Below are 24,484 nucleotides of genomic sequence, written 5' to 3' on the forward strand. Positions count from 1 at the left end.
GTCCATGTGTTTCCGACTCGCCGCTATGCTGGCTATGGACCGATGGAAACAAGTTAGGGAGAGAACAATGAAAATCACGAATATCGCGGGCGGTCTGATCGCCGCTACCCTCGTCGCCGCACCGGCCATGGCCGACAAGCTGGACGATATCGTCTCGTCGGGCACGCTGCGCTGTGCCGTCGTCCTGGACTTTCCGCCGATGGGGTCGCGCGATGCCGACAACAACCCGGTCGGCTTTGACGTCGATTACTGCAACGATCTGGCCGCCGCGCTGGGCGTCGAGGCCGAGATCGTCGAAACGCCGTTCCCCGATCGTATTCCCGCGCTGGTTTCGGGTCGTGTCGATGTCGGTGTGGCCTCGACCTCGGACACGCTCGAGCGGGCCCGCACGGCCGGTTTCACCATCCCCTATTTCGCCTTCACCAACGTCGTGCTGACGCGTGAGGATGCAGGCATCGATGGCTATGAATCGCTGGCCGAACACACTGTCGGATCGGTCGCGGGCACCTATGAGGGGATCGCGCTGGAAGAAGACATCAAGAAGTGGGACAAGGGCGGCAGCTATCGCCCCTATCAGTCGCAGGCCGATGTGTTCCTGGCATTGTCGCAGGGCCAGATCGATGCGACCGTCGTCACCTCGACCGTCGCATCGGCCATCGTGGCCGGCGGCAAATACGAGGGTCTGACCATCGCCGGCGACGCGCCGTATCTGCCCGATTACGTCGGCCTGATCGCGCTGCGCCAGGAATACGGCCTGCTGAACTATCTGGACCTGTTCATCAACCAGCAGGTGCGCACCGGCCGGTATCAGGAACTGTATGAAAAGTGGGTCGGCGGCGACGCACCCGACCTGACCATCGACAAGGTCTATCGCTGATCCCTGCAGGGGATGACACCGGGCGGGGGCCGTTCTGGCCCCCGTTCCCTGAAATGCGATGACGGGGGAGATTGATGGGCAATTACACCTTCCAATGGCGGCAAGCCTTCCGCGCGCTGCCGCAAATGCTGGACGGTGCATTGGTCACCATGCAGATCGCGATCCTGTCGATGCTGATCGGCGTCACCATCGCCGTTCTCCTGGCCGTCGCGCGCAATTCCAAGAACCGCTGGATCAGCGCACCCGCGACCGCGTGGGTCGAAGTGGCACGCAACACGCCCGCCCTGTTCCAGATCTACATGGCGCATTTCGGCCTGGGATCCTTTGGCATCTACCTCAGCCCGTTCACCGCGTTGCTGGCCGGGATCGCGTTCAACAACGCCGGATACCTGTGTGAAACCTTCCGCGGATCGCTGAGGGCGATTCCGCCGACCCAGACACGGGCCGGATTGTCGCTTGGCATGGGGCCGGTCAAGGCGTTCCGCCTGATCGTCATGCCACAGATGTTCCGCATCGCGTTCCTGCCGACCATGAACCAGATGGTCTGGGCCATCCTGATGACATCGCTGGGCGTCACCGTGGGGATGAGCACGGATTTGACCGGCGTGACCCAGGATCTGAACGCCCGCACCTTCCGGACGTTTGAATTCTTCGCCCTTGCCGCCGTCATCTATTATCTGATCACCAAGGCCGTCATGCTGGGCGCCCGCGCCGTGGCATGGCGCCTGTTCCGGTATTGAGGGGGAGAAAGCGATGTTCGAGACTTCCCTGACACTCAACGACCTGATGTTCATGCTCAAGGGCGCGGGCGTGACGTTGCTGATCACGGCGTTCGCCGTTGTGGGCGGCACGGTCATGGGGCTGGCCTTTGGCGTGATCCGCACCCAGATCAAGCCGTGGATGGCGATCCCGCTGACCTTCCTGCTCGATGTGTTCCGCTCGGTGCCGCTGCTGATCCAGCTGATCCTGGCCAACGCCTTCCAGGCCATCGCCGGCCTGGGCCTGTCGCCGTTCGTGACGTCATGTATCGTGCTGTCGCTTTATACATCCGCCTATTGCACCGAAATCGTGCGCGGTGCCATCGAGGCCGTCCCGATGGTGACGCGCCGCGCCGCCCGTTCGCTGGGCATGACATGGGGGCAGGACATGACCCAGATCGTGTTTCCCATGGCGCTTCGGGTGGCCTTGCCCAGCTGGATCGGCCTGACCCTTGGCGTGATGAAGGACAGTGCGCTGGTCATGTGGCTGGGGATCTTCGAATTGCTGAAATCCAGCCAGACCCTGATCACCCGGTTGCAGGAGCCGATGTTCATCCTGCTGGTCACGGGGGCGATCTATTTCATGCTGAGCTTCCCCATTGCCCGACTTGGCGGTCGCTTGGAAAAAAGGTGGCAAGAGAATGATTGAGATCGAAAACGTCCACAAATCCTTTGGCGCGCTTCAGGTGCTGAAGGGGATCAACCTGACCGTCGACAAGGGCGAGGTCGTCTCGGTGATCGGCGGATCGGGATCCGGCAAGTCGACGCTGCTGACCTGCATCAACGGGCTGGAGCCGATTCAGCAGGGCCGCATCCTGGTCGATGGCACCGAGGTTCATGCCAAGTCCACCGACCTGAACAAGTTGCGCCGCAAGATCGGCATCGTGTTCCAGCAGTTCAACGCCTTCCCGCACCTGACCGTGATGGAAAACGTCACGCTGGCGCCGCGCAAGGTCAAGGGCATGTCCAAGCGCGATGCCGAGGAAATTGCCGTGAAACAGCTGAGCCACGTGGGTCTTGGCGACAAGCTCAAGGTATATCCGTCGCGCCTGTCGGGTGGTCAGCAGCAGCGCATGGCGATTGCTCGCGCCCTGGCGATGTCGCCCGACTACATCCTGTTCGACGAAGTGACATCGGCGCTGGATCCGCAACTGGTCGGCGAGGTTCTGGATACGCTGAAACTGTTGGCCGATGACGGAATGACGATGATCTGCGTCACCCACGAGATGCACTTCGCGCGCGAAGTCTCGGACCGGGTGGCGTTCTTCAACAAGGGCGTGATGGAAGAGATCGGATCGCCGAAGCAGATCTTCGAATCGCCGCAGAACGAAGAAACGCAGAAATTTCTGTCGAACGTGCGGTAATGAAGACGCCGGATGTGATCGTGGTCGGGGCCGGTGTCGTCGGCCTGTCCATTGCGCTGTCCGCCCAGGCCCGCGGGCTGAGCGTGCGTGTCATCGACCGCGCCGGCCCGGCGGCGGGGGCGTCGGCCGGCAACGCGGGGGCCTTCGCGTTTTCCGATGTGCTGCCGCTGGCATCGCCCGGCATCATGCGGCAGGCGCCGAAATGGCTGTTGGATCCGCTGGGCCCGCTCAGCGTGCCGGTCGGATACGCGCCGCGCATCGCGCCCTGGATGTGGCGGTTCTGGCGCGCCAGCCGCCCGGCGCAGGTGCGGGTGTCGACGGTGGCACAGGTCGCGATCATGCGGCTGGCGGCGCAAACGCTTGAGCCGTTTCTGGACCGGTCCGGGCTGTCGAACATGCTGCGCCGCGAGGGGCAGTTGCAGGTTTACGAAGGGGCGCGTGAATTTCAGGCGTCGCTGCCCGGCTGGCGAGCGCGGGCCGAGGCGGGCGTCGAGTTTCGCCATCTGCAGGGTGACGAGATCGCGGACTATCAGCCCGGTCTGTCACCGCGCTTTACCCATGCGGCGTTCACCCCCCACTGGTTCACCATTGACGATCCCAAGGATTATACCGTCGCGCTGGCCGATCTTGTCCGCGCGAACGGCGGCGAGATCACGATTGCCGAGGCGCAGGCCCTGACGCCGGACGGTATCGCCACCAGCGCGGGCGACATGACGGGCCGCGTCGTTCTGGCGGCAGGCGCCCATTCGCATCGGCTGACCCGAACGGGGGGCGTGCGGATCCCGCTGGAAACCGAACGCGGCTACAACACGACGCTGCCCGACAACGGGTTCGATCTGCGGTGTCAGGTGACGTTCGGCGGTCACGGTTTCGTCGTGTCGCGCCTGCGCTCGGGCCTGCGGGTCGGCGGCGCGGTCGAACTGGGCGGGCTGGAACGCGCGCCGAACTATGCCCGCGCCGATGCCATGCTGAACAAGGCCGCGCAATTCCTGCCCGGTCTGGACATCACCGGCGGTACGCAATGGATGGGGTTCCGCCCGTCATTGCCCGACAGTCTGCCCGCCATCGGCCCGCTGCCCGGGCGGGCGGATGTGTTCTGCGCCTTCGGTCACGGCCACCTTGGCCTGACGCAATCCACCGCCACCGCCGATATCGTCGCCGATCTGCTGACCGGCCAGACCCCGAAAATCGACATCACGCCGTTTTCCCCGGCACGTTTCACGAGACAGACATGACCCAACACACCTTCCCCTGCATCGACGGCCATACCTGCGGCAACCCCGTCCGGCTTGTCACCGGGGGCGCGCCGCTGCTGCGCGGCGCCAACATGCTGGAAAAGCGCGCGCATTTCCTGGCCGAATACGACTGGATCCGCACCGGCCTGATGTTCGAGCCGCGCGGCCACGACCAGATGTCCGGCTCGATCCTGTATCCGCCGACGCGCGACGATTGCGATATCGCGGTGCTGTTCATCGAAACCTCGGGGTGCCTGCCGATGTGCGGTCACGGCACCATCGGCACGGTCACCATCGCGCTGGAAAACGGGTTGATCCGGCCGGAAACGCCGGGCCAGTTGCGGCTGGAGACACCGGCAGGCCGGGTCGATGTGACCTACCGCCAGGAAGGGCGGTTCATCGAAGAGGTGCGCCTGACCAACGTGCCCGGCTTCCTGCATTCCGAGGGGCTGAGCGTCGAGATTCAAGACCTGGGCGAAATCATCGTCGACGTGGCCTATGGCGGCAACTTCTATGCCATTGTCGAGCCGCAGAAGAATTTCCGCGACATCGCCGATTTCACCGCGTCGCAACTGATCGGCCTCAGCCCGAAACTGCGTGCCGCACTGAATGCGAAATACGAATTCGTCCATCCCGAACTGCCCGCGATCAGCGGGCTCAGCCATATCCTGTGGACGGGCGCGCCGCGCCATCCCGACGCTCACGCCCGCAACGCGGTGTTCTATGGCGACAAGGCGATCGACCGGTCACCGTGCGGCACCGGCACCTCGGCGCGCATGGCGCAGCGCGCGGCCAAGGGCCTGTTGAAACCGGGCGATACCTTCGTGCATGAATCGATCATCGGATCGCTGTTCAAGGGCCGGGTAGAGGAGGCGACGCAGGTGGCGGGCATCCCCGCCATCGTGCCGTCCATCGCCGGGTGGGCACGGGTCACGGGGTTCAACACCATCTTCATCGACGACCGCGATCCGTTCGCGCACGGGTTCGTCGTCACCTGACCGGAAGGGCCAGTCATGGCGCAGATCATCGTCGCGGGCCATGCCGAAGGCCGGGTTCTGGCGTTCACCGAAGGGCTGTCGTTCTGGGGTGGCGTCGATGCGGCCACGGGCCGTGTGATCGATGCGCACCACCCGTTGTGCGGCGAAACGCTGGCCGGTCGGATCGTCGTGATGCCCACCAGCCGGGGGTCGTGCACCGGCAGCGGCGTGTTGCTGGAACTGGCGCTGAACGGCCACGCGCCCGCCGCGCTGGTGTTCCGCGAGGCCGAGGATATCCTGACCCTCGGCGCGCTGATCGCGGGACGGATGTTCGATCTGACCTTGCCGGTGGTGCGGCTGGACGGTGGCGAATACGACCGGCTGTCGCGGGCCGATACCGCGCGGATCACGGCTGGGACGCTGACGGCGGGCGATCTGTCGGTGCCGCTGGATCCGCTGCCCACGGATCGGCTGACCCTGAGCGACGGCGACCATGCGATGCTGGACGGTGACGACCGCGCGACGCAACTGGCGATGCAGGTGATCTGTGCCATGGCGGCGGGGCAGGGGGCGCGCGAACTGACCGACGTGACCCGCGCCCACATCGACGGCTGCATCTATGCCAGTCCGGCCAACCTGCGCTTTGCCCGTGCCATGGCCGACATGGGCGCGCGGGTGAAGGTGCCAACGACGATGAACGCGATTTCGGTCGATCACGCCAACTGGACCGCGCAGGGCGTGCCGCCCGATTTCGGCCTGCCCGCCCAACGGCTGGCCGATGCCTATGTCGAAATGGGCGCCCGGCCCAGTTTCACCTGCGCGCCCTATCTGCTGGACGACGCGCCGGCGCTGGGCGAATCCATCGGCTGGTCGGAATCCAACGCCGTGATCTATGCCAATTCGGTGCTGGGGGCGCGGACGGTCAAGCATCCCGATTTCCTGGACCTGTTCATCGCCCTGACCGGGCGCGCGCCGCTGTCGGGCGTCTATCTCGATGCCGACCGCGCGGCGCGCCGGGTGATCGCCGTCGATCTGCCCCCGGGCCATGATGACGCGCTTTGGCCAATGCTGGGCTGGCTGGCCGGGCAATGCGCGCCCGACCGGATCCCGCTGTTGACGGGGCTTGAGGGAACATCTCCCACCGATGACGACCTGAAAGCGCTGTGCGCCGCCTTCGGCACCACCTCGGCCGCGCCGATGCTGCATGTGGCGGGGATCACACCCGAGGCGGATCATGCCATCGCGGCGGACGCCGACATGGTGCGCATCGGGCGTGACGATCTGGTGCGCGTCTGGCAACAGTTCAACACCGCCCCGGCTGAGGTCGATCTGGTGGCCTTCGGAAGCCCGCATTTTTCGCTGGCCGAATGTCGCGCGCTTGACCGTCTGATGACGGGCCAGCAACGCCATGCGGAAACATCGGTGATCGTGACGTTGGGACGATACGTTCTGGACGCGGCCCGCGAGGAGGGCATCGTCGCGCGGCTGGAAGCGGCGGGCGTTCAGGTGGTGCCGGACATCTGCTGGTGTTCGATCTCCGAACCCGTGTTTCCGCCCGAAGCGCGGGTGTTGATGACCAATTCCGGCAAATACGCCCATTACGCCCCCGGCCTGTCGGGGCGGCAGGTGCGTTTCGGCAGCCTTGCCGATTGCGCCGAAACCGCCGTGTCGGGCCGGGCGCGCACGGATCTTCCCGACTGGCTGTCCTGACCGAAAAGAGGCTTTCCATGCGCAGTTCGAAAATCGTCCATGTCATCTCCGCCCATGCCGAAGGCGAGGTCGGAGATGTCATCGTCGGCGGTGTCGCCCCGCCACCGGGAGATACCGTCTGGGAACAATCGCGCTGGATCGCGCGGGATGAAACCCTTCGCAACTTCATGCTGAACGAACCGCGGGGCGGGGTGTTCCGGCACGTCAACCTTCTGGTGCCGCCCAAGGATCCGCGCGCCGATGCCGCCTTCATCATCATGGAGCCGGAAGACACGCCGCCGATGTCGGGCTCCAACTCGATCTGCGTGTCCACGGTGCTGCTGGACGCCGGGATCGTGCCGATGACCGAACCGGTGACGGAATTGACGCTTGAGGCACCGGGCGGGTTGGTGCGGGTGCGCGCCGAATGCCGCAACGGCAAGGCCGAACGCATCTTCGTGCGCAACCTGCCCAGCTTTGCCGCACAACTCGACGCCAAGCTGGAGGTAGAGGGGTTGGGCACGCTGAACGTCGATACCGCCTATGGCGGCGACAGCTTCGTGTTCGTGGATGCCCAAAAGCTGGGCTTTGGGCTGACGCAGGACGAGGCGCATGATATCGCGCGGCTGGGGGTGCGGATCACCGCAGCCGCGAACGAGGCGCTGGGGTTTCATCATCCCGACAACCCCGACTGGCGGCACATCTCGTTCTGCCTGTTCGCGGGTCCGCTGACGCGCGACGGCAATGCCCTGCGCGCCGGGGCCGCCGTGGCGATCCGTCCCGGCAAGGTCGACCGGTCGCCCACCGGCACGGCGCTGTGCGCGCGCATGGCGGTGCTGTCGGCGCGCGGCCAGATGACGCAGGACGACACGCTGACGGCGGTGTCGCTGATCGGGTCGACATTCACCGGCCGCATCGTCGATGAAACCCGCGTCGGCGACCGTCCGGCGATCCTGCCGGAACTGTCGGGACGCGGCTGGATCACCGGCACGCATCAGCACATGCTGGACCCCGACGACCCGTGGCCCGAGGGATATCGGCTGTCCGATACCTGGGGCGCGCGCTGATCCGGTCGCACCGCAGATCGCCGCCGGGGTGCCGCAGGGTCAGGGCGCAAATCGGCCGGTTATCGCCTTGACGCATGGGGTTTTTGATCACAGCATGCGAGCGGTCGAATTTGCAGACGCAACCCGGGGCGCCGGATCAGGACACTGGTCTGCCCCTGCGATGCGCGCACGGATGACAACGTTGAAAAGCACTCGGACCCATCGGCCCGAAGAAGAACAACCAACAGACGGAGAGTTTGGAATGTCACTGAAATACACAATCGCCGGCGGCCTCTTGATGGCCGCGATGGGCGCCTCGGCTTCGGCCCAGTCGCTGGTCTATTGTTCCGAAGGATCGCCCGAAGGGTTCGATCCCGCGCTCTATACCGCCGGAACCACCTTCGATGCGTCCAGCCACCCGATCTATGATCACCTGACCGAATTCAAGGTCGGCACCACCGAAGTGCTGCCCGGTCTGGCCGAAAGCTGGGAAGTGTCCGAGGACGGCAAGACCGTCACGTTCAACCTGCGCAAGGGTGTCAAGTTCCACTCGAACGACCAGTTCACGCCGACCCGCGATTTCAACGCCGACGACGTGATCTTCTCGTTCGATCGCCAGGGCAACGACGACAACCCCTACAACCAGGTTTCCGGCGGCACCTGGGAATACTATGCTGGCATGTCGATGCCCGAACTGGTCGAGAGCATCGAGAAGAAGGACGATTACACCGTCGTCTTCAACCTGACCCGTCCCGAAGCACCGTTCCTTGCCAACATGGCGATGGATTTCGCATCGATCGTCAGCAAGGAATATGCCGACGCGATGCTGGAAGCGGGCACGCCCGAGATGCTGAACCAAGCGCCCATCGGCACCGGCCCCTTCACGTTCCAGGCCTATCAGAAGGACGCGGTGATCCGTTACCTGCGCAACGACGATTACTGGGGCGACAAGGCCAAGGTCGAAAGCCTGATCTTCGCGATCACGCCCGACGCCTCGGTGCGCTATCAGAAGGTGCAGGCCGGCGAATGCCACGTCATGGCCTATCCGAACCCCGCCGACGTGCAGGAAATGAAGGACAACGAGAACATCGTCGTGATGGAGCAGGAAGGCCTGAACGTCGGCTACTTGGCCTATAACACCAAGGTTGCGCCGTTCGACAATCCGAAGGTCCGCAAGGCGCTGAACATGGCGATCGACAAGCAGACGATCATCGATGTCGTGTTCCAGGGATCCGGCCAGATCGCCAAGAACCCGATCCCGCCGACCATGTGGTCCTATAACCAGGCGGTCGAGGACGACGCCTATGACCCCGAGAAGGCCAAGGAAATGCTGGCCGCCGAAGGTGTCGAGAACCTGGACATGAAGATCTGGGCAATGCCGGTGCAGCGCCCCTATAACCCCAACGCCCGCCGCATGGCCGAGCTGATGCAGGAGGACTTTGCGAAGGTCGGCGTCAACGTCGAGATCGTGTCCTACGAATGGGGTGAATACCTGGAACGCTCGAAGGCCGAAGACCGTGACGGCGCGGTTCTTCTGGGCTGGACCGGTGACAACGGCGATCCCGACAACTTCCTGGCGGTTCTGCTGGGCTGTGACGGTGTCGGCGCGTCGAACCGCGCCCAGTGGTGCAACGAAGAGTTCGACGACCTGATCCAGAAGGCCAAGATCCTGCCGACCCAGGAAGAGCGCGCCCCCCTCTATGAACAGGCGCAGGTCGTGTTCAAGGATCAGGCGCCCTGGGCCACCATCGCGCATTCGGTCGTGCACATGACCATGCGTCCCGAGGTCGAAGGCTATGTCGTTCACCCGCTGGGCGGCCACATCTTCAACCAGGTCGGCCTGTCGCAATAAACCGGCACGAAACCGTGCCTTCGGGGGCGGCGGATTGGCCGCCGCCCCCTTCTTTCAATCACCGACCGCGGGGCCCTGCGTTGACCGATACCCTGAACGACCGTCTTGCCGACTATACCGCCGTTGCCGCCGAGCTGGGCGTCGATGCCGTCGCCCTGGTGCCGGGTCCGAACTTTGCGCGCGCCGTGCAGCACCCCTTCAGCAGCCACGAACGCCCGTTCGTCCTGATCGCGCCCGTCGATCGGGCGCCGGTCGCGCTGGTGCCCAACCTCGAATTGGGCAGCTGGGATCTGGTCGGCTTCGACGGTCAGGTGTTCGACTGGCGCGATCAGGATGGCTATGACGCGGCGTTCGGGGCCATGCTGTCGGCGCTGAAGATTGGATCGCTGGCCGTCGAAGGGCAGGTGATGCGCGTGTTCGTGCACCATGCGATGTTGCGGGCACAGCCGGACCTGCGGATCGTCGACGGTGAGGTGGCGATTTCGGCGCTGCGGATGATCAAGACCGATGCCGACATCGAAGCGATGCAGGCCGCCATCGACATTTCCGAACGCGCGCTGGCCATCACGCTCGAGTCCGTGCGGCTGGGGCAAACAGAAAAGCAGGTGGAACAACGGCTGGTGCAGGCGCTGTTCGCCGAAGGTGCGGATGGTCTGGCGTTCTCGCCCATCGTCGCGGCCGGCGACGGATCGGCCCGCCCCCATGCCAAGGCCCGCGACGATTACGCGCTGAAGGCGGGTGACCCGCTGCTGATCGATTTCGGCGCCGCCAAGAACGGGTTTGCCGCCGACATCACGCGCACCGTGTTCCTGGACCACGTCACAGACGAAGGGCGCGCGGTGTACGACACCGTCCTGCGCGCCAACATGGCCGGGCTGGAGGTGACGCGGGCCGGGGTCACCGCCCACCGGATCGACGACGTCGTGACCGGCGTGCTGGAAGCGTCGCCCTTTGCCGACCGGATCCGCACCAAGACGGGTCACGGCCTGGGCCGCGAGGTGCACGAGGCCCCGTATATCATGCGCGGCAATCATCTGGAATTACCCGCGGGAACGGTTTACACCAACGAACCCGGTCTTTACGAGATCGACAACTTCGGCGTCCGCATCGAGGATGACGTGTTGGTCACCGAAGACGGATACAAGTCGCTGACAAGCTTTCCCAAGGACCTCACGGTTTTGAAATGCTGAATTACGTCCTGAGCCGCCTTCTGACCTTCATTCCGACCTTCATCGGTGTGACGCTGATTTCCTTCGGATTCATCCGCGCGCTGCCCGGCGACCCAATCGTCGTGATGGCCGGTGAACGTGGCATGACCCCCGAACGCTATGCCGAGCTGTCGGCGCAATTCGGGTTCGACCGCCCGATCTTCGTGCAGTTCTGGGAATATCTGACCGGCGTGCTTCAGGGCGATCTGGGCAATTCCTTTGTCACCAAGCGGCCCGTCTGGGACGAATTCTTCGCCCTGTTTCCCGCCACGCTCGAGCTGTCGTTCTGCGCGATGATCTTTTCCATCGCGCTGGGCATCCCGGCCGGCGTGATCGCGGCGGTGAACCGCGGCAAGTTCTTCGATCGCGCGCTGATGTCCACCGCGCTGGTCGGGTATTCGATGCCGATCTTCTGGTGGGCGCTGCTGCTGATCATCATCTTCTCGGGCAACCTGGGATGGACGCCGGTGTCGGGCCGGATCAGCCTGATGTATTATTTCCCCAACGCGACGGGCTTCATGCTGATCGACTCGCTGGCTTCGGGGCAGAAGGGGGCGTTCGCGTCGGCGGTTCAGCACCTGATCCTGCCGACGATCGTTCTGGGCACCATTCCCCTGGCCGTGATCGCGCGCCAGACGCGGTCGGCCATGCTGGAAGTGTTGGGCGAGGATTATATCCGCACCGCCCGCGCCAAGGGTCTGACCTCGGGTCGGATCAACGGCATCCACGCGCTGCGCAACGCCTTGATCCCGGTCGTCACCGTGATCGGCCTTTCGGTCGGCACGCTGCTGGCCGGCGCGATCCTGACCGAGACGATCTTTTCGTGGCCGGGCATCGGCAAGTGGATGGTCGACAGCATTTTCCGGCGCGATTATCCGGTGGTGCAGGGCGGTCTGCTGTTGATCGCGGTAATGGTCATGGTCGTGAACCTGACTGTCGACATGCTGTATGGGCTGATCAATCCGAAGATCAGGAAGCGCTGATCTTGGCCGCCCCGAAACCGAAGAAACAGGACAGCCATTGATGGACGACGCCCTTTCCGCAGAAGCCGCCCAGGTCCACGCCCGCCCCGGGCGGCTGCGCGAATTCTGGTTCTATTTCCGCGAAAACCGCGGCGCGGTCATCGGATTGTGGATCTTTGCCGTCTTCGCGATTCTGGCCCTGTTCGGCCCGTGGATCGCACCGCACGATGCGACGACGCAGTTCCGGTCCGACACCCTGCTGCCACCGGCCTGGCAGGAGGGGGGAAGCCGGAAATACGTCCTTGGCACCGATCCCCTGGGGCGCGACATGCTGTCGCGGCTGATCGTCGGGGCGCGGTTCTCGTTCTTCGTGGGCGTCGTCGTCGTCACCGTTGCGGCGTCCGGGGGCATCATGATCGGGCTGATCGCGGGCTTTGCGCCGCGCTGGGTCGACAGCATCATCATGCGGATCATGGACATCATCCTGGCGTTTCCGTCGCTGTTGCTGGCGTTGGTGCTGGTGGCGGTTCTGGGGCCGTCGCTGACCAATGCGATGATCGCCATCGCCATCGTGCTGCAACCCCATTACGTGCGCCTGACCCGGGCCAGCGTGCTGTCGGAAAAGCAGAAGGATTACGTCACCTCGGCGCGGGTCGCGGGGGCCGGATATTTCCGGCTGATGTTCGTCACCGTCCTTCCGAATTGCCTGGCGCCGATCATCGTGCAGGCCGCGCTGTCGTTTTCGACCGCGATCCTCGACGCCGCCGCGCTCGGCTTCCTCGGCATGGGGGCGCAGCCGCCGACGCCCGAATGGGGCACCATGCTGGCCGAGGCGCGCGAATTCATCCTGCGTGCCTGGTGGGTCGTGACCTTTCCCGGTCTGGCGATCCTGATCACCGTGCTTGCGATCAACCTGATGGGCGACGGGTTGCGCGATGCGCTTGACCCCAAGCTGAAACGGAGCTGAGCCCATGCCGCTGCTGCGCATCCGCAACCTGAGCGTCGATTTCGCCACTGCCTCCGGGGCCTTCCGCGCCGTGGATGCCGTTGATCAGGATATCGACACCGGTGAAATCCTGGCCATCGTCGGCGAAAGCGGGTCGGGCAAATCGGTGTCGATGCTGGCGCTGATGGGCCTCTTGCCCTGGACCGCCACCGTCACGGCGGACGAGATCACGTTCGACGACCGCGACCTTCTGAACATGGATCGGCGCGCCCGCCGGCGGATCGTGGGCAACGACCTTGCCATGATCTTTCAGGAACCGATGTCGTCGCTGAACCCCTGTTTCACCGTCGGCTGGCAGATCAAGGAGGCGCTGCGCTATCACTTGCGTCTGGGCCGTGCCGAACGGCACGCCCGCGCCATCGAGCTGTTCGAACAGGTCGGCATCCCGGATCCCGAAAAGCGGCTGTCGGCGTTCCCGCACCAGTTGTCGGGCGGCATGAACCAGCGCGCGATGATCGCCATGGCCATCGCCTGCAAACCCAAGCTTTTGATCGCCGACGAACCGACGACCGCGCTGGACGTCACTATTCAGGCGCAGATCCTGGATCTGCTGGCGGACCTGCGGCGCGAGACCGGCATGGGCCTGGTCCTGATCACCCACGACATGGGCGTGGTGGCCGAAACCGCCGAACGCGTCAGCGTGCAATACGCCGGCCAGAAGGTCGAGGAACAGGCGGTGGGCGATCTGTTCAACACGCCGCACCATCCCTATACCGGCGCGCTGCTGGACGCATTGCCCGAACGCGCGACCGAAAAGATGCTGCCGACGATTCCCGGTGTCGTGCCGGGACAGTTCGACCGGCCCGCCGGGTGCCTGTTTTCGCCCCGGTGCAAGTTCGCCGATGCGAAATGCAAATCGACCCCTCCCGCACCCCTGGGGGCCGACTTGGGCCATGCGCGCTGCTTCTATCCGCTGAATGCCAACGAAAGGGTTGCATCATGACCGACGCCCCGATCATGCAGGCCCGTGACCTGCAACGGCACTATGACGTCAGTGGCGGCTTCCTGCGCAAATCCCGGGTGCTGAAAGCAGTCGCCGGTCTGGATTTCGACGTGCGCGCCGGTGCCACGCTGGCCGTCGTGGGCGAATCCGGCTGTGGCAAATCCACCTTGGCCCGCATGGTCTCGATGATCGAGGAGCCGACCGAGGGCAGCCTGACACTGAACGGCAAACCGGTGGTCAAGGCCGATTGGGCCGACCTGCGCCAGTCGGTTCAGATCGTGTTCCAGGATCCCTACGGCTCGTTGAACCCGCGTCAGAGGATCGGCACGATCCTGATGGAACCGCTGGTGATCAACACCAAGCTGTCACGGGCCGAGCGTGAGAAGAAGGCGCGCGACATGCTGGGCCTTGTGGGTCTTCGCCCCGAACATTTCGACCGCTATCCGCACATGTTTTCCGGTGGACAGCGCCAGCGTATCGCCATCGCCCGCGCGCTGATGCTGGATCCCAAGGTTCTGGTGCTGGATGAACCCGTGTCGGCGCTGGACCTGTCGATCCAGAGCGCAATCCTGAACCTGCTGCTGGAACTTCAGGAGCGGCTGCAACTGGCCTATGTGTTCATCAGCCACGATCTCAGCGTCGTGCGTCACATCGCGGACGAGGTGATCGTCATGTATCTGGGGCGCGCGGTCGAAAAGGGCCCCAAGGCCGACGTGTTCGATGCGCCCTTTCACCCCTATACCAAGGCGCTGCTGTCGGCGACGCCCCGGGCCGAACCCGGCGCGGCGAAGGAACGCATCAAGCTCAGCGGTGAATTGCCGTCGCCCCTGTCGATTCCCGACGGATGCCCCTTTGCGCCGCGATGCTGGAAGGCACAGGCCAAATGCCGCGCGGAATTGCCCCTGCTGAACAATGAACGTCACACCGCGGCCTGTTTTTTCCCCGAGAACCAGGGCACCGCTTCGCCTTCGGCCGACGCGTGACAGGGTCCGGCCCGGGGCACGACGCCGACTTACCGAAACCGCCAGAGAGGGCATGGCATGAAACTGGCGGTCTGGCAGACGGAACCCCATAACGGCCCGGACGCGGCGCTGACGGCATTGGACGCGGCAGCGCGTGATGCGGCGGGCGCCGATGTCTTGCTGGCCCCGGAAATGGCGATCGGCGGCTATGCCATTGCACCCGGCCTGATCCGCCATCACGCTGGCATGGCCGATGGGCTGATCGCCCGGATCGCCGAGATCTGCACGCGCCATGACATCGCCATCGTCTGCGGGCTGGCGCTGCCCGGCCATCCGCTGCCGCTGAACGGTGCCGTCGCCATCGACCGCACCGGCCGCGAGTTGTCCCGCTATGCCAAGACGCATCTGTTCGGCCCCACAGACAATGGGCGTTTCATGCCCGGTGAGACGATATCGCCGGTGTTCGATCTGGCAGGATGGAAGGTCGCGCTGGCGATCTGTTACGACATCGAATTTCCCGAACTGGCGCAGGCGCTGGCGCAGCGGGGGGCCGATCTGCTCCTGGTGCCGACCGCGAACATGGTGCCGTTCGACAGCGTGGCCCAGCGGATGGTGCCGACACGGGCCGAGGAAAACGCCGTCTGCATCGCCTATGCCAATCTTGCCGGCGTCGAGGGCGAGGTGACCTATGGCGGTTTGTCCTGTATCTGCGGGGCCGACGGCGATGATCTGGCCCGCGCCGGTCACGACAGGTCGGAAACGATCACCGCCACCCTGTCACGCGATGGCCTGGACCGGGCGCGCACCCTTCAGACCCATCGCACCGACCGCCGTCCCGAGCTTTTCACCTGAGCACAAGAGAGGCCGCACATATGACGATGTCCCTTTTCGGCCCGGATTTCCCCTTTGCCTATGACGATTGGATCGCGCATCCGGCGGGCATTGGCGCGCTGCCCGACACGGCCCACGGCGCCAAGGTGGCGATCATCGGGTCCGGCGCGGCGGGGATCGTCGCGGGATATGAGCTGATGAAACTGGGCGCGCGGCCCGTGGTGTTCGAGGCGGGCGCCTTTGGCGGGCGGTTGCGGTCACACCGGTTCGAAGGCACCGACGTGATCGCCGAAATGGGCGGTATGCGGTTCCCGGTCTCATCGCGCGGGTTCTGGCATTATGCCGACCTATTGGGGCTGGACAGCGCGCCGTTCCCGAACCCGCTGACCCCCGCTGCCGGGTCCACCGTGATCGACCTGCTGGGCCAGACGCATTATGCGCAAACGCTGGCCGACCTGCCGGCCCTGTATCACGAGGTCGCCGAAGCTTACGATGCGGCGCTGGAACAGGGGGCGGACTTCACCGCGTTGAAACAGGCCATCGCCGACCGTGATCCCGCCCGGATCAAGGAAATCTGGGATCCCATAGTCCGCACGTGGGACGAACGGACGTTCTATGATTTCGTGGCCTCGTCCAGGGCGTTCCAGGGCCTCAGCTTTCGCCACCGCGAGGTGTTCGGCCAGGTCGGGTTCGGCACCGGCGGCTGGGATTCCGATTTCCCGAACTCCATGCTGGAAATCCTGCGGGTCAACGCCACGGAATGCGACGAAAACCAACGTTACATCAAGGGCGGTGTCGCGCAGGTGCCCCACGGTTTGTGGCGCCATGCGCCAGACCGCATCGCCCATTGGCCGAAGGGCACAACATTGGCCGCGCTTAACGGCGGTGCGCCGCGCGCCGGGGTGGCGCGGTTGCGGCGGGCCGACAACGGGCAGATCGACGTGACCGACCGCTGGGGGCGCTGTGACAGTTTCGACGCCGTGGTCGTCACCTGTCAGAGCCATATGCTGACCACCGCCATCGACACGGAAGAACGCCTGTTCAGCCACGAGATGTGGATGGCGCTGGACCGTACACGCTATATGCAGTCGGCCAAGACGTTCGTGATGGTGGATCGCGCGTTCTGGAAAGACACCGATCCCGCCACCGGGCGCGACACCCTGTCGATGACCCTGACCGACCGGATGACGCGCGGCACCTATCTGTTCGACAACGGGCCGGACCGCCCGTCGGTGATCTGTCTCAGCTACGCGTGGATGACCGATGCGCTGAAGGTGCTGCCGCTGGGGGTGGAAAAGCGGGTCGAATTGGCGCTGTCGGCGCTGGGACAGATCTATCCCGGTGTCGATATCCGCGGACATATCGTGGGCGAACCGGTGACGATCAGCTGGGAGAACGAGGCGAACTTCCTTGGTGCGTTCAAGGGCGCGCTGCCGGGACATTACCGGTATAACCACCTGATGTTCGGTCATTTCATGCAGGATACCCTGCCTCAGCATGAGTGCGGCATCTTCCTGGCCGGGGATGGGGTCAGCTTCACCCCCGCCTGGGTCGAAGGCGCGGTGCAGACGGCGTTGAACGCGACGGCCGGCGTGATCCGCCACCTGGGCGGCACGTTTCATACCGACAATCCATCACCCTGCGACCGCTATGACGCCTGGGGGCCGGTCAAGCTGCCGTGATGCTCAGGCCGTGGCGCAGCGCACGAAATGGCCCGGCCCGATCTCGATCAACGCGGACTCGGCCGGCACGGAATACACGTCGGGACGCCCGATGTCTTCGGGGCAGAACCGGTAGCCCGCGGGTGGTTCGGGTGCTTTCCCGGCCCGGCGGTCGCGGTCGGGGTGCAGCACGGTGTCGGGATCGGGGATCGTGGCGATCAGCTTGCGGGTATAGGGGTGCGTCGGGCGCGCGAAGATCGCGTCCCACCGGCCCAGTTCGACGATCTGGCCGAAATACATCACCGCTACGCGGTCGCTCATGTGTTCGACGACGCCCAGATCGTGCGAGATCATCACGAAAGACAGCGACAGATCCTCTTGCAGGTCCAGCAACAGGTTGATGATCTGTGCGCGCACCGACACGTCCAGCGCCGACACCGGCTCATCCAGCATCAGGATCCGCGGCCCCAGGATCAGGGCGCGGGCGATGCCGATGCGCTGTCGTTGACCGCCCGAGAACTCGTGCGGGAAACGAGCGCCGTGTTCGGGCAACAGGCCGACCTTTTTCAGGATGTCGGCCACCCGGTCGTCGATTTCGCTGTTCGGCGTGCCGTGCAGGCGCAGGGGGGCCGCCAGCGACCGATGCACGGTCTGGCGCGGGTTCAGTGACGCATAAGGATCCTGAAACACCATCTGCGCGATGCGCGCGCGATCCATCCGGCCGGGGGCATTGTCGCCGATGATCGACTGCCCATCGACCAGGATGTCGCCCGATGTCGGCTCCTGCAGGCCCATGACGGCCAGCGCGGTGGTGGATTTGCCGCAACCGGATTCGCCGACGATCGACAGGCATTCGCCGTGGCCCAGCGACAGGTTGATGCCGCTGACCGCGCGCAACAGGCGGCGGTTGCGCGCAAACAGCTTGTTGCCCACCGGGAAATGCACATGCAGATCGCGGATTTCCAGCAGCGGCGGCGCGGTGGTGGCGTTGTCCTTCATTCCACACCTCCCGCCATGCCCGCCCGCAGGCGCGGATCGCGCACCGGATTGCGTGGCTCGAAACAGAACTCCTGCAACAGGGTGTCGCGGTCCTTGATCAGGCTGTCGATATCCACCAGCCGCTGCCGTCCCGCCGCGCCGTGCCGCGTGCCCAGACGGGGCAGGGCGCCCAGCAGGCCCTTGGTATAGGGGTGGCGCGGATCGGCGAACAGGTCATAGGTATCGCGTTCCTCGACCAGGCGGCCCGAATACATCACGCCGACCCGTTGGCACATGTTGGCGATCACCCCCAGGTCGTGCGAGATCAGCAGAACCGCCGTGCCCCGGGCCGCGCAGAGTTCGGCGATCAGTTTCAGCACCTCGTCCTGCACCGTCACGTCCAGGGCGGTCGTCGGTTCGTCCGCGATCAGAAGGTCGGGGTCGCAGGCCAGCGCGATGGCGATCATCACCCGCTGCCGCATCCCGCCCGACATCTGGTGCGGATAGGCGCGCACCCGTTCCTCGGGCGCGGGAACGTGGACGGATGCCAGCGCATCGACGGCCTTGCGTCCCGCTTCGGCCCACCCCATGCCCTTGTGCAGCACGAACATCTCGGCGATCTGGCGGCCCACGGTCTTCAGCGGGTTCAGCGCCGTCATCGGCTCCTGAAAGATCATCGCGATCCTGTCGCCGCGCATCTGGCGCATGGCGCGATCGGTCAGATTCTGCAAATCGTCGCCCTTGAACAGGATCTGCCCTTGCGACACCTTCAGCGGTTTCTTCAGCAGCCGGATCAGCGACAGCGCGGTCAGGCTCTTGCCCGAACCGCTTTCGCCGACCAAGCCAAACGCCTCGCCCGGCATGATCGAAAAGCTGACGTCGCGGACGATATCCACCGATCCGCGCCGCCCCGGAATGCCGACATGCAGGTTCTTCAGCTCAAGCAGCGGGGCGTTGTGTTCGACGGGTTCATTCATTGCTGACGTGTCCGCATGTGGGGGTCCAGATAATCGCGCAGCCCGTCGCCCAACAGGTTGAACCCCAGAACCGTGACAAAGATGGCAAGACCGGGAAAGACCGCCGCCCAGGGTGCGATCACGATCAATTCGCGCGCGCCGGTCAACATGGCGCCCCAGCTTGGGAACGGCGGGCGGATGCCGAGGCCCAGGAACGACAGCGCCGCCTCGGCCAGAACCGCTGCGCCGATCCCGAGGGTCGAGATCACCAGGATCGGCCCGACCATGTTCGGCAAAAGCTGCGTCCACATGATGCGGATGTCGCTGTAGCCCAGTGTGCTGGCGGCCTGGACGTATCCCTGACCCTTCAGTGACAGGGTGGACGAACGCGCGATGCGACAGGTCCAGGACCAGTTGGTCAGCCCCAGAGCGATCAGCAGGCTGGGCAGTCCCGGCCCGAGGATCGCCATGATCGCCAGCGCAAAGATCAGCGACGGGATCGCCAGCATCACGTTGGTCAGCCCGTTCACCAGGTCATCCCACCAACCGCCCCAATAGGCGGCCGAGATGCCCAGCGACAGGCCGATGACCGAGTTGATGATCTGGCTGACGATCCCCACGGTCAGCGAGATCCGCGCGCCATACAACACGCGGGTATAGACATCGCGCCCCTGTTCGTCGGTGCCGAACCAGAACTGCCCGCTGGGCGGTTCTTCGGCATACATCAGGTTGGCGTCGAACACGGGGTCCAGCGATGTCAGCCAAGGCGCGAACACTGCGCCGACGATGACGATCAGGGTCAGCACACCCCCCAGCCAGAGGTTCAGGTTGAAACGTCTCATGTCTGTTTGATCCGTGGGTCGATCGCCGCATAGATGATATCGACGAAGGTGTTGATGAACAGGAACCACAGCACGATCACCAGGATCGTGCCCTGCACCACGGGAATGTCGCGGATCGCCACCGAATCCACCAGCAAGGTGCCGATGCCGGGCCACGAGAACAGCTTTTCGATCACCACCGCCTGGCCCATCATCGACCCGAACTGAAGCCCGATGGTGGTCACGACCAACACCATCACGTTTCGTGTCAGGTGCCAGCGGATGACACGCGAATTGCTCATCCCCTTGGAATGGGCGGTGCGGATGAAATCCTCGTTCGTGATTTCCAGAACACCGGCGCGGGTGGTGCGGGCCAGCAATGCCAGAGGTGTCACGCCAAGCGTGATGGCCGGCAGGATCAGGTATTTGAAATCGCCGCCGCCATAGCCGAAGCTGGGCAACCACCCAAGGATCAGCGCAAAGAAATACATCAGCAGGAGGCCCAGCCAGAACTGTGGCATCGACAGGCCCGACACGGCGCCGATCATCGTGATGGAATCCAGGATGCTGCCCGGTTTCAGCGCCGCGATGAACCCCAGCGGCACGCCGACCACGATGGCGAACACCATCGCCGCGATCGACAGTTTCAGCGAGGCCCAGATCCGGTCGCCGATCACTTCGGTCACCGGCTGGCGAAACCGGAAGGATTCGCCCATGTCGAACTGCAACAGGCCCGTCACATAATCGAAGAACCGGACATGCACGGGATCGTCCAGCCCGAACTGTTCGTTGATCCGCGCGACCATGTCGGCGTCCGCACCGCCACGTCCGTCGGACATCAGGCTGGACGCGAAACTGCCGGGAACGACGCTGAAGATCACGAAGATCAGCAGGACGACGGCGATGATCGTGGGAATAACCTGCAACAGCCGCCGGATCGTGAATCGCAGCATCGTCACTCCTTTCCGTGGTCCGGCGGCATCACGGGGATGCCGCCGGATCGGGGTTCAGACAGGGATCAGCGGCGCGATTCGGGCGCCGTGTCGTCGATCCAGATGTCTTCGTAGTTCTGGATCGCCAGCTCGGTCGCGTTCGCCTGCAATCCGTGCACCCAGGGCTGATAGGCCATCACCGCCTTGTTGTAGTTGAAGAACCACATCGGCGCTTCTTCCTGGATGATGTCGTTGGCCTGGCGCAGCAGCTCGGTGCGCTTTTCGGGATCGTTTTCGTCGCGGGCCTGTTCATACAGCGCGTCGAACTCGGCGTTGTCGAACCGCCAGTAGTTGCCGGAACTGACCGAGGTATCGGAATAGAAGCTGGTCATCACGGCAAACGGATCGGGCCCGGATACGTTGGACCACATGAACGAGTGGAAGTCGCCGGCCGGAACCTCGGCGCCCAGCACCGACGCCTCGACCGGCTTGGCCGTCACGCGGATGCCGGCCTCGTTCAGCATCGGGATGATCGCTTCGACGATGGTCAGGCCCCAGCTTTCGTTCTGCGTCGCCGTCAGCTCGACATCGACGCCATCGGGATAGCCGGCATCGGCCAGCAGCTGCTTGGCCTTCTCGACGTCGTATTCGTAGGGCTTGGCGTCCTTGTTGTAGGCGGGCGACGAAATCGGCAGGAAGCTGGTTGCGCGATACGCCTTGTTCTTGACCAGCTTTTCAATGATCAGCGGGGTGTTGATGGCGTGGTTGAACGCCTGGCGCACTTCCTTCTTGTCGAACGGTTCCCGCTCGGGGTTGAAGCCGACGTTGCGGGTATAGACTTCGGCCACCTCCAGGATGTGATCCTTCAGCGCCGGGTCGGCCTGATAGGTCACGTATTGCGACGGGCCCATCACCGACACGTCGATCTCGCCGTTGCGGAACGCCACGTCGCGGGCCGATGCATCGCTCAGCAGCAGGACGTTCACCTTGTCGAGGTAAGGTTTGCCCTCTTCATAGAAATCGTCGAACTTTTCCACCACGACACGGCTGCCGGGGATGTTCTCGACGAACTTGAACGGTCCAAGGCCGATGGGGTTGGTCTGCAGATCCTCGCGATCCGCTGCCCCGGCGGGATAGATCGCCGCGTTGACGCGCATCAGGTCGTATCCCGGCTCGGTCGCGCCGGTATAGGTGAGCGAGAAGGTCTTGTCGTCGATCTTCTTCAGACCCTCGATGTCCTTCGAGGTGTCTTCCTTATAGGCATCCACACCCACCAGGTTGGTGAAATACCGCGCGCCGGCGAAGGCGTTGGCCGGGTCGATGATCCGCTTGTAGGATGCGATCACGTCGTCCGAGGTCAGCGTCGTGCCGTCATGGAACTTGGCGTCGCGCAGGGTATAGGTGTGGGTGCGGCCCTCGTCCGAGACTTCGACCTTGGTGGCCAGCTCAAGCTCGGGCTGGCTGGTGTCCGAGTTCCAGTCATACAGGCTGCGATGGATCGCCTTGGCGACGAATTCATCCTGCACCGACGACGACGTCTGGATGTCCAGCGTGCCGAAGGTGCTGCCGTAGGGCGCGGTGAAGTTCAGGGTGCCGCCGGACTGCGGCGTGGCGTCCTGCGCCCATGCCGCGACGGCCGTTCCGGCCATCAGCATCGCGCTGAATGTAAGTGTTTTCATCATTTTCGGTTTCTCCCTGTCGGTTTCGATTTATATATTCGGGTGGGTCGGCCCCGTCTCAGCCGCCCGCCTCGTGCACGATCTTCCCACCGAGGATCGTCATGACGCAATGGGAATCTTTCAGTATCTCGTCCGGCGTCGCCTCCAGCAGGTTGCGCGAGAAGACGGCGACATCGGCCAACTGGCCGGGCACCAGCCGCCCCTTGACGTCGTCGGCCCCCTGCGAATGGGCGCCGTATTCGGTATAGGCGCGCAGGGCTTCGGCGTTGCTCAGCCGTTGGTCGGCGTCCATCACCGTGCCGTTCCAAGTCTCGCGCGTGATCATCTGGTGCAGGTTCGGCCTGGGGTCGGGTTTGCACACCGGCGCGTCGCTGCCGGTGGATGGCTTCAGCCCCATGTCGGTCCAGGTGCGGATCGGATAGGCCGATTGCGCCCGGTCGCCGCCCAGGACCGAGGCATAGCTGTTGCCGAAGTCATGCAGGAACACCTGCTGCGCCACCGGCAGGATGCCCGCCGCCTTCATCCGCGCGTTCTGTGACGCGTCGGGGTATCCGCAATGTTCGATCCGGTGATGACGCAGCGGGCCCGGCATGTCGGCCTGCACCTTTTCATAGGCGGTGATCAACTGTTCGATGGCTGCGTCACCGATGGCATGGCAGGCCATGCGGTAGCCCATGGCGTGATACTCGTGGACCATCCGGTTCAGCACGTCGTCGGGCAGGATCTGAACGCCGAAGTTGTCGGGCTGGCCGTCATAGGCGTCTTTCATCCAGGCGGTGCGCCCGCCGGTCGATCCGTCAAGGAAGATCTTGACCGCCCCCACGCGCAGCATGTCACAGCCGACGCCCGACACCAGCCCGGCGTCGAAACACTCCTGCACGATCGAGGTGTCGGGATCGCCCAGCAGCACCTGCCACACCCGCACCGGCAAGCGCCCATCGCGCAGGGCCAGGTGATAGGCGCGGATTTCCGAAAAGCCCGCGGCCATGCCCACGGCGGCATCCATGCAGGACGTGATGCCGTGGCGCAGCAGGTAGTTGCCCGCGCGTTCCGCCGCGGCGATCAATTCATCCACCGTCGGCGCCGGGGGCGCGTCGCGCAGCAACCCCTGCGCGTTCTCGGCCAGAAGCCCGGTCAGCCGGCCGTTGATCTTCTCGATCACACCACCCGACGGCGCGGGCGTGTCCATGGTGATGCCGGCCGCCTCGAACGCGCGGGAATTGCCCAGCGTGACATGGCCACAGGCCCGCACCAGGAACAGCGGGTGATCGGGCACGGCCTCGTCCAGCTCGCGCATGTCGGGATGGCGGCCGATGTCCAGCTTGACCTGGTCGTATCCGCGCGCCATGACCCAGCCGCCTTTCGGCGTGTCGGCGGCGCGCCGGCGCAGCGCATCCTGCAACGCGGTCAGGGTCGGCGCGGCGGCCGGGCTGGCATCGACCCATTCCATCCCCAGGCCCAGTGGCATCAGGTGCAGGTGGTTGTCGTTCAGACCCGGCGTGGCGAACCGCCCGTCCAGATCGACCATCCGCGTGTCCGGCCCGCGCAGCGCCGTGATCTCGGCGTCCGTTCCGGTGGCCAGGATCCGACCCTGCCAGATCGCCACCGCGTCGCAGATCCCGTCATCGAAACCGCGCCAGATCGTGCCGTTGTGAAGGATCGTTTCGGCCTGAACGGACGGCGTTGACATGCAGCGTTTCCTTGAATCGTCTCGGCGGTTGGCCGAAGGTTGCGCGGGACGAGTCGG

General features: G+C 64.6%; 22 protein-coding genes. 16 read left to right on the top strand and 6 right to left on the bottom strand.

Annotated elements, in window-relative coordinates; translation table 11 throughout:
• Window positions 1-67 precede the first annotated feature (67 nt).
• The 16 genes from CFP68_RS04695 (at window position 68) to CFP68_RS04770 (ending at window position 17,392) form a co-directional block, all read left to right on the top strand.
• On the top strand, window positions 68-877 hold the full coding sequence (locus tag CFP68_RS04695) for an ABC transporter substrate-binding protein (protein WP_099825065.1): 810 nt from the start codon (window positions 68-70) through the stop codon (window positions 875-877).
• Between the two features lie 74 nt (window positions 878-951).
• Entirely contained in the window at window positions 952-1,617 is a 666-nt protein-coding gene (locus tag CFP68_RS04700) for an amino acid ABC transporter permease (protein WP_099825068.1), read from the top strand.
• A gap of 13 nt (window positions 1,618-1,630) precedes the next feature.
• On the top strand, window positions 1,631-2,284 hold the full coding sequence (locus CFP68_RS04705) for an amino acid ABC transporter permease (protein WP_099825072.1): 654 nt from the start codon (window positions 1,631-1,633) through the stop codon (window positions 2,282-2,284).
• A complete protein-coding gene (locus tag CFP68_RS04710; protein WP_099825075.1) occupies window positions 2,277-2,999 on the top strand; it encodes an amino acid ABC transporter ATP-binding protein in 723 nt (240 codons plus the stop codon). Before CFP68_RS04705 ends, CFP68_RS04710 begins: the two co-directional genes overlap by 8 nt.
• The gene (locus CFP68_RS04715) at window positions 2,999-4,234 is read left to right on the top strand and encodes an NAD(P)/FAD-dependent oxidoreductase (RefSeq protein ID WP_099825077.1); all 1,236 of its coding nucleotides are present in this window, start codon (window positions 2,999-3,001) and stop codon (window positions 4,232-4,234) included. Before CFP68_RS04710 ends, CFP68_RS04715 begins: the two co-directional genes overlap by 1 nt.
• Window positions 4,231-5,232 carry a 4-hydroxyproline epimerase gene (locus tag CFP68_RS04720; RefSeq protein WP_099825079.1) on the top strand — a complete coding sequence of 334 codons (1,002 nt, stop codon included), beginning with the start codon at window positions 4,231-4,233 and terminating at the stop codon, window positions 5,230-5,232. Before CFP68_RS04715 ends, CFP68_RS04720 begins: the two co-directional genes overlap by 4 nt.
• A 15-nt stretch (window positions 5,233-5,247) precedes the next feature.
• Complete coding sequence (lhpI, locus tag CFP68_RS04725; RefSeq protein WP_099825082.1) at window positions 5,248-6,921, top strand: cis-3-hydroxy-L-proline dehydratase; 1,674 nt, start codon at window positions 5,248-5,250, stop codon at window positions 6,919-6,921.
• A 17-nt stretch (window positions 6,922-6,938) separates the two neighbouring features.
• Window positions 6,939-7,967 (top strand): trans-3-hydroxy-L-proline dehydratase, encoded by a 1,029-nt coding sequence (locus CFP68_RS04730; protein WP_099825084.1) that lies wholly within the window; start codon window positions 6,939-6,941, stop codon window positions 7,965-7,967.
• Window positions 7,968-8,208: 241 nt separating this feature from the next.
• On the top strand, window positions 8,209-9,798 hold the full coding sequence (locus CFP68_RS04735; protein WP_099825086.1) for an ABC transporter substrate-binding protein: 1,590 nt from the start codon (window positions 8,209-8,211) through the stop codon (window positions 9,796-9,798).
• A gap of 80 nt (window positions 9,799-9,878) precedes the next feature.
• Entirely contained in the window at window positions 9,879-10,988 is a 1,110-nt protein-coding gene (locus tag CFP68_RS04740) for a M24 family metallopeptidase (RefSeq protein WP_099825089.1), read from the top strand.
• Window positions 10,982-11,989, top strand: coding sequence for an ABC transporter permease subunit (locus CFP68_RS04745; protein WP_099825091.1), 1,008 nt, complete (start codon window positions 10,982-10,984; stop codon window positions 11,987-11,989). Before CFP68_RS04740 ends, CFP68_RS04745 begins: the two co-directional genes overlap by 7 nt.
• A 40-nt stretch (window positions 11,990-12,029) precedes the next feature.
• Complete coding sequence (locus CFP68_RS04750) at window positions 12,030-12,935, top strand: ABC transporter permease subunit (protein WP_099825093.1); 906 nt, start codon at window positions 12,030-12,032, stop codon at window positions 12,933-12,935.
• A gap of 4 nt (window positions 12,936-12,939) precedes the next feature.
• Window positions 12,940-13,917 (top strand): ABC transporter ATP-binding protein, encoded by a 978-nt coding sequence (locus CFP68_RS04755; RefSeq protein WP_099825095.1) that lies wholly within the window; start codon window positions 12,940-12,942, stop codon window positions 13,915-13,917.
• Entirely contained in the window at window positions 13,914-14,900 is a 987-nt protein-coding gene (locus CFP68_RS04760) for a dipeptide ABC transporter ATP-binding protein (RefSeq protein ID WP_099825098.1), read from the top strand. The genes CFP68_RS04755 and CFP68_RS04760 overlap by 4 nt, the downstream gene beginning before the upstream one ends.
• A gap of 57 nt (window positions 14,901-14,957) precedes the next feature.
• Window positions 14,958-15,731 (top strand): nitrilase-related carbon-nitrogen hydrolase, encoded by a 774-nt coding sequence (locus tag CFP68_RS04765; RefSeq protein WP_099825100.1) that lies wholly within the window; start codon window positions 14,958-14,960, stop codon window positions 15,729-15,731.
• Window positions 15,732-15,751: 20 nt separating this feature from the next.
• Window positions 15,752-17,392, top strand: coding sequence for a flavin monoamine oxidase family protein (locus tag CFP68_RS04770; protein ID WP_099825102.1), 1,641 nt, complete (start codon window positions 15,752-15,754; stop codon window positions 17,390-17,392).
• Window positions 17,393-17,395: 3 nt separating this feature from the next.
• Here the strand turns inward: CFP68_RS04770 and CFP68_RS04775 are convergent, their stop codons facing one another.
• The 6 genes from CFP68_RS04775 to CFP68_RS04800 all read right to left on the bottom strand — a co-directional run bounded on the left by CFP68_RS04775 (window position 17,396) and on the right by CFP68_RS04800 (window position 24,427).
• Window positions 17,396-18,370 (bottom strand): ABC transporter ATP-binding protein, encoded by a 975-nt coding sequence (locus CFP68_RS04775; protein ID WP_099825104.1) that lies wholly within the window; start codon window positions 18,368-18,370, stop codon window positions 17,396-17,398.
• On the bottom strand, window positions 18,367-19,326 hold the full coding sequence (locus CFP68_RS04780) for an ABC transporter ATP-binding protein (protein WP_099825106.1): 960 nt from the start codon (window positions 19,324-19,326) through the stop codon (window positions 18,367-18,369). Before CFP68_RS04780 ends, CFP68_RS04775 begins: the two co-directional genes overlap by 4 nt.
• Window positions 19,323-20,147 (bottom strand): ABC transporter permease, encoded by an 825-nt coding sequence (locus CFP68_RS04785; protein ID WP_099825108.1) that lies wholly within the window; start codon window positions 20,145-20,147, stop codon window positions 19,323-19,325. Before CFP68_RS04785 ends, CFP68_RS04780 begins: the two co-directional genes overlap by 4 nt.
• A complete protein-coding gene (locus CFP68_RS04790) occupies window positions 20,144-21,079 on the bottom strand; it encodes an ABC transporter permease (RefSeq protein WP_099825110.1) in 936 nt (311 codons plus the stop codon). The genes CFP68_RS04785 and CFP68_RS04790 overlap by 4 nt, the downstream gene beginning before the upstream one ends.
• A gap of 65 nt (window positions 21,080-21,144) precedes the next feature.
• Window positions 21,145-22,740 (bottom strand): ABC transporter substrate-binding protein, encoded by a 1,596-nt coding sequence (locus tag CFP68_RS04795; protein ID WP_099825112.1) that lies wholly within the window; start codon window positions 22,738-22,740, stop codon window positions 21,145-21,147.
• Between the two features lie 55 nt (window positions 22,741-22,795).
• On the bottom strand, window positions 22,796-24,427 hold the full coding sequence (locus tag CFP68_RS04800; protein ID WP_099825114.1) for an amidohydrolase: 1,632 nt from the start codon (window positions 24,425-24,427) through the stop codon (window positions 22,796-22,798).
• Between the last annotated feature and the right edge of the window lie 57 nt (window positions 24,428-24,484).

This window comes from Oceaniglobus indicus, assembly GCF_002751875.1.
Lineage (GTDB): Bacteria > Pseudomonadota > Alphaproteobacteria > Rhodobacterales > Rhodobacteraceae > Oceaniglobus > Oceaniglobus indicus.